This is a genomic window from Ruminococcus sp. RTP21204st1_B2_RTP21204_210225 (assembly GCF_040914135.1).
Taxonomy (GTDB): domain Bacteria; phylum Bacillota; class Clostridia; order Oscillospirales; family Ruminococcaceae; genus Hominimerdicola; species Hominimerdicola aceti.
Genome location: NZ_JBCPGA010000074.1, coordinates 1 through 6150, shown reverse-complemented (window position 1 = coordinate 6150; position 6150 = coordinate 1). Strand labels below are relative to the sequence as shown.

General features: G+C 34.1%; 4 protein-coding genes. 2 read left to right on the top strand and 2 right to left on the bottom strand.

Annotation, left to right across the window (positions count from 1 at the left end):
* Positions 1 to 39: 39 nt before the first annotated feature.
* The gene (locus AB5123_RS13605; protein WP_041337563.1) at positions 40 to 2388 is read left to right on the top strand and encodes a glycosyltransferase; all 2349 of its coding nucleotides are present in this window, start codon (positions 40 to 42) and stop codon (positions 2386 to 2388) included.
* A gap of 2 nt (positions 2389 to 2390) precedes the next feature.
* Complete coding sequence (locus tag AB5123_RS13600; protein ID WP_041337562.1) at positions 2391 to 3161, top strand: PIG-L deacetylase family protein; 771 nt, start codon at positions 2391 to 2393, stop codon at positions 3159 to 3161.
* Here the strand turns inward: AB5123_RS13600 and AB5123_RS13595 are convergent.
* Both AB5123_RS13595 and AB5123_RS13590 read right to left on the bottom strand, forming a co-directional pair.
* A complete protein-coding gene (locus tag AB5123_RS13595; protein WP_368364952.1) occupies positions 3151 to 5850 on the bottom strand; it encodes a hypothetical protein in 2700 nt (899 codons plus the stop codon). The genes AB5123_RS13600 and AB5123_RS13595 overlap by 11 nt on opposite strands.
* Before the next feature lie 5 nt (positions 5851 to 5855).
* Positions 5856 to 6150 (bottom strand): hypothetical protein (locus tag AB5123_RS13590; protein ID WP_368364951.1); only part of this gene is annotated, 295 nt, incomplete at its 5' end.

Below are 6150 nucleotides of genomic sequence, written 5' to 3'. Positions count from 1 at the left end.
GATAACTCTTTATTATCAACCGTTAGAGGAGGAAGTAAAATGGAAAGATATATAGTATTAATTACGATGCACGCCGATCCGGCAATGGCTCCTGGATATGATGAATGGGGAGGAACTCATACGTACATGAAAGAGTTGCTAGATGAGTTCGGAAAAAGAAAAATTAGGTGTCTGATGTTTACAAGAAGATCCATGCAGTACCTTCCTTACGAAGAACAGTATAATGAATATTGCACAGTCTATCGTTTAACAAATGGTGACAATGAACCAATGAGTAAAACGCTTTTAAAGAAATATCATTCTCAAAACGTGGAACAAATTCTTGAAATAATAAAGAAGCAGGGTAGACTGCCTGAAAAGCTTCATAGTGTATATTGGAACAGTGGAAGAATCGCAGCTGATTTAAGTGAAAAATTAGAAATTCCTTTTGTTCATAGCATCATATCTAATTCAAGGGGAAGAGTAAAGCGTGGAGCTTATGAACCAATGCCCGAGCGTGAATTTTATGAGCAAGAAATTTACGATAAAGCACAATGGCTTATTTGCGTTTCCGATGATGAGGCAGCGGATCTTATGACCCTGTATAATGTTGATAAAGATAAGATCGTAGTTGCGGGACAGTATATTCATGAATCATTTGTTATGCCCTCCCATGATCCAAATGATTTCCCTAGACTCAACTCTACGATTTCACGCGGCAGTCAAATAGCAGCGGCTGAGAAATATAATAAAATTGCTCAGCCCAAATCATACGATACATTCTGGGCGCAAAAAGCGTTTACATATATCGGAAGAATGGATAGGAATAAGGGGTTGAAACACATTTTTTCCTCTTGGAATATGCTGTATAATAAGTATAAAAATCTTTGCCCGCCATTATGGCTAGCTGGAGGTAGTTTGCCGGAAATTGAAATGATCAGAAGTGATTTCAAAGAAATAAATCCTGATTTAACAATACTGGAACAATACGGAAAAATCGTTTGGTGGGGCTGTATTGATCCTTATGGATTAAGTACTGTTCTTCTCAGAACATCGGTATTACTGACACATTCACTGTACGAACCCGGCGGACGTGTTGCTGTTGAAGCGATGTGTGAAGGTGTTCCCGTTATAGGGACACCAAACGGGTTTGCCAAAGATACTATAACCGACTGGTATAATGGTTTTCTTGTTAAATTCGGTGACGTAGCGGAATTAAGCGCTCGCATGGAACATTTCATAAGGCAACCATATTTAAGCAATACATTAGGACAAAATGCGATAGCTGCTGCAAAAGAACTAATGGGTTCATGGCGGTTTATTGAAAAACATTTAAAGTGCTACTTTGATTGTGAATCATCGCCTAAAGATGAAAATAATGCAAAACCTGTACTATCACACAAGAAAATTAATCTTTACCCTTATTGCATCAGCAGATATTCTGATGAAACAATAAAACAGTTTTTCCATAAATGCAGTGGCTGTACTGCAGAACAGCTACATATACTAACAAACCAAAACAACTCGTCAGATGTTTATATGGTAAAATGCAATAACAATCAATATGTTATAAAAAGGACTTACACCCGCCTTGCAATAAGTCCTATGTATAATCCTGTTCGTAAAAATGAGTATGCTCGTAATGCCGGTAAAATGTTTAAAACTGAATTACAGGCTTATAAGAGAATCAATAGCCCATTATTGGTAGGATATGATGAGTTTCATGCTCTTCTCCTGCTAAAAAAAGCAGAACCTTTCTATGTATCAAGTGTTGACAGACTTAAGTTGTGCATAAAAAATGTCCTGAACAACTGTCAGATAAGCAAAGATGAACGAGAAAAATACATTGACATAATATTATTGAATGATACTCCCGACAAAACAATTGAGAAGCTGAACAATGAAATTGAAGATTTCTTTTTTGACCCTTCTTGCCGTTTCTCAGGTAAATTATGTTGGCAAACTGCAGCAGAAATGCTTAATTATAATAGATCAAGCATACCAAGCTGTATCTTCATGGTCTTAATTGATTGCGTAAAACATTTTTCCTCAACTGATGAAGAAAACACTTTGGAAAGGCTATGTGCTGTGAATACCGATCTGACATTTGACCATGTTTATTTCTTCGATGGACAAATCTGCATGATAGATCATGAAAAAACAGCGGTTGGCGAACCCGAAGCCGGTGTAGCCAGGTTAATCCATGATTTTATTATACAGCAAAAATTAGAGAAATCAATGCTGCCGGAATTATTTCTTGCGATGAACGAAATAGATGGGTTAAGAGTCAGAAATTTAATTTCATTTGTTGCTTTTGGCTTTTTTCATGATATAATAGAAAAAAATGTAATCTATTGTACCAATGATACTGAAAATCTCAAAATTTTGCAGGAACTTATGAGGTTGTAAAAATGAATCTTCTTGTAATTGCTCCACATCAAGATGATGAGATTCTAAGCGCATTTTTACTGATGCATAATGTGCTGGAGAAAAATGGAACTGTAAACATACTGTATGCGACAAACGGAGATTACAGGGGAATAGACTATGCATATACACGTTATTATGAAAGTTTGAATGCGCTGTCATTACTTGGTATATGTGAAGATCATATGCTGTACTTAGGATATGCAGATACCGGAATGAGCAAAGAAAAAAGCTTTCTAATGCGCTTAAGAAGCACTCCTGAACAGCAAAATTCTCCTGTATCATCTTGTACATATCATCCGGCGAATAAGGAAACTGTCCATTCTTTGCATACGGAAACTCAAGCTGAATACACAAGTCAGAATTTCCTTGACGACTTGGTATACGCAATAAGATCATGTTCGCCGAGTTTAATCGCAGCCCCGTCAATATTTGATTTGCATGGGGATCATTATGCCTGTGCAATGTATTTATATGATGCACTAAGAATCATTAATCATCCCATAAAAGTTCTTTCTTATTTGATACATACTGAAAATGAAGATGTTTGGCCAAATAGAAAAAGTGATATTTTCCAACCGCCTAAAAATCTTACCACTTTTCACTGGATCTATGTTTATGGAAACAAAGAAGCTGTTTCCGCCAAAAGAAACGCTATTTCAGCTTTTTCTTCTCAATCACCTTCGGCTGATAACTGCTTTTTGTATTCATTTGCAAAGCAAAACGAGCTTTTCCTTTTAGAATCTATCCAATAATAAAAATATCTCCATTATAAATATAAATGCTTTTCAGTTCAAGCTGTTCGTGATGATTAATGAGCTGATTTATTGTCTTGAGGTAATGTTTTTTTATTTTGTCAGGAAATCTGAATTCATCAGCTATTTTTTCAGCCGAGATATAATCTGCTCTTTGACTTGCTTTTGTGTCAAATAATAGCTGGCTGCACTTGCCTACAACAAGAAGCACCAGGTATTCCCTACTGGAGATAAAATCATCACATGATTCAATTAGGTTTTGAACTTTTGTAATTAATCCGGATTTAAAAATGCTGTACGCATCGTATAGCATTTTTATTAATTCTTCTTTGTTTCCAGAAGTGATAAAATAGTTTACATAATTTAGTTTGCTACGCCAACTATAGTGCTTATATCCTGAATACTCCATTATTTCTGTCGCTTCTTTAAAGCATTTTACAGCTTCCGATACTTTGTCAGCCAGTAAAAAAGCGCAGCCTTTTATATTAAGTATTCTTCCAACTTCATCAAATACGCCGTGCGATTCAGCATATTTGATGCCAAGGTCAGAATGAGAGACGGCCTTATTAACCTCTTTCAAAAGCACTTTGCACATAGCCTTGTCCCCATATTCGTGAAAGGGGAAGCAGTAGAAGGTTTGGCTGTTGTTTACTTTTTCTATTATTTTACTGTAATATTCATATGACTTTTGGGGTTCGTATGACAATGAAATGCAGGCAAGATGACTGAGATGTTCAATATACAGGGTCTGGGAATTAGGTAAAGCCTTCAAAGCTGCACCAAAAACTTCCAGTGCCGCAGAATTGCCCTTGGTTTCTTTTATGTAGATTGCGTAATTGCTGCACACCTTTCCAAGATAATCATCCGGATTATCTTTCATTAATCCATCTATGCAGTTTTTAAAGTACTTATAATGTTCATTCAGAAGATCATCTGAAAATGCATAGTCTTTGAGTGCGATAGTACCCTTAAAATAGCAGATTGCTAATTCTGAATAGGATTCATCAAGTAAGTCCAACTGTCCCGAATTCACCAATGTTTGCAAGTGGTCTAATGTCAATCTTGCCTTGTCCAACATAAGTGATTTAATGATTGCATATACTTCAAGCTTTTTTATTAAATAGTTTGACAGTGCGTGAGCATTTTTGTTATTTTCAGAAATAGTTATTGCAAGTTCAATGAATTCCAACATTAACGTGAAATTGCGCTTTTGACCAAGTTCTTTGATTAACAAATCTATTTCTTTTGTAGCTTCCTCCAGTTTGCCTGCGTAAAATAAGCCATATATTATGACATCTTTATATTTTCCAGGATTATGGGTACAGAAATCTAAAATCAATTCGGAAATATTTTGCTCATTTACCAAATCAGACGTTTCTTTCATTACAGCCTGTTTAACAAATTCATTTGAGACAAATATATAGCGATCCTCTCTGACGATGATTCCTTCTTTTAAAAGTGAACTGTATGATAAATTCAAATATGAACACAAATCAATGGGAATGCGACAGTTCAACATTTTTAGCAGATAAAATAGTTTTTTATCTTTTTTCTTACAAGAGTTGATTATTTGCGATGTTATATCGGACAGATCGTTTGGTGTCAACATATCCAATAATTCCATTGCTTTTTCGAAGTTTGGCGTATGCATTCTTCTTTTTAGATTTTGGGAAATGAATTTTATATTATAAAATCGCGTACCTACTCTTTTTACAATTTGATTCGCAGTTTTTTCTGTGATATTCAATTCCTGGATAAACCAAGTTTTTGCTTGCTCTTCAGTGAGAGTGGCAATATCTATAATGGCATATTTATTAATTATTTTGTTATAAGCCATCAGGTTCTGCTTTTGCAGGTCATATTCTGATAAATCATATTCAATTATACATGGAATGTCTTTTTCCGAAAAAAGATTGATCAAATATACAAAGAAATCATTAACTTCCTGATTAGCGGAATGAAAATTATCAAAATATACAACGTACTTTGTTTTAGGATAATGGCGTTTCATTATACATACTAAATATTCACATAATATATAGTTTGCCTCTATTTTTATAGAAAGAGAGGTTTGGTTTAATATGTATTTTATAAATTTACAAGTTTCCATAGAATAATTGTCATTGATAGTACGAGTTATGTAATCAATATCGTCTTCCTCAAACATACCTAAAAAACTATTGTCCGGTAATCCCCAAATATTGCGAATCAAATGAAGAATGACTTGTTCCTGATTCTGACACACATCCGCATTTAACCTTATACACATACAGTCGACAGTGTTTAATATTTTTCTTACAAAAGCACTTTTGCCCATGCCAATATAGCCTTGAACAATAAAGCTTTTATTATTTTTGAGTAGTGAAACGGCTCTATTAAGCTCATTTGAATAAACCTGTGCAATAAAATCTGATTCTTTATTATCAGAATTAACTTGTGGTTTTTCAATAATCTGCTTGCATATATTTTCGGAATCAGTGTTTAAAACAAGTGATGATATATGTTTGTTTTTTCTGCTTTTATTATTATCTTTTAAAAGCTCAGCCAACTCTGTACTTACAGGTATATTGTTATTCTGGATGACATTTTCAATATCTGATCCTATTAATACTTTTATATTCAATTGACTTGAATCTCTAAAACGCAATAATTGTTCTTCAAGTTGTGGAGTGAAATACTGATTAATCATAAAAACTAAGCTGTCGGTACAATTGTTATAGGCAATAATGACGTTCGCTGCAATATCTCGTAAGTTAACATTTTTCCTCGGAGTTTGCATTCGAATAATACGCTGTACTGTTTATTTTTATATTTTATTGTTGCATCAATATCATATCCTCCATCTTTTGATGGCTGCGTTTTTTTTATTTTATTCAATGAATTTCCTAAAAGTTTTTTAACTATTTTTAAACACAGATCTTCAAAGTTACTTGAATTTTTTTGGAAATCAGACATTTTATTTCTCCTAAGTTGATAATAAAGAGTTATC

Excerpts from the sequence above, each read along its gene's own strand:
- AB5123_RS13595 (WP_368364952.1), bottom strand. The coding sequence starts at position 5,850 with ATGATTAATCAGTATTTCACTCCACAACTTGAAGAACAATTATTGCGT.
- AB5123_RS13600 (WP_041337562.1), top strand. The coding sequence starts at position 2,391 with ATGAATCTTCTTGTAATTGCTCCACATCAAGATGATGAGATTCTAAGC.
- AB5123_RS13605 (WP_041337563.1), top strand. The coding sequence starts at position 40 with ATGGAAAGATATATAGTATTAATTACGATGCACGCCGATCCGGCAATG.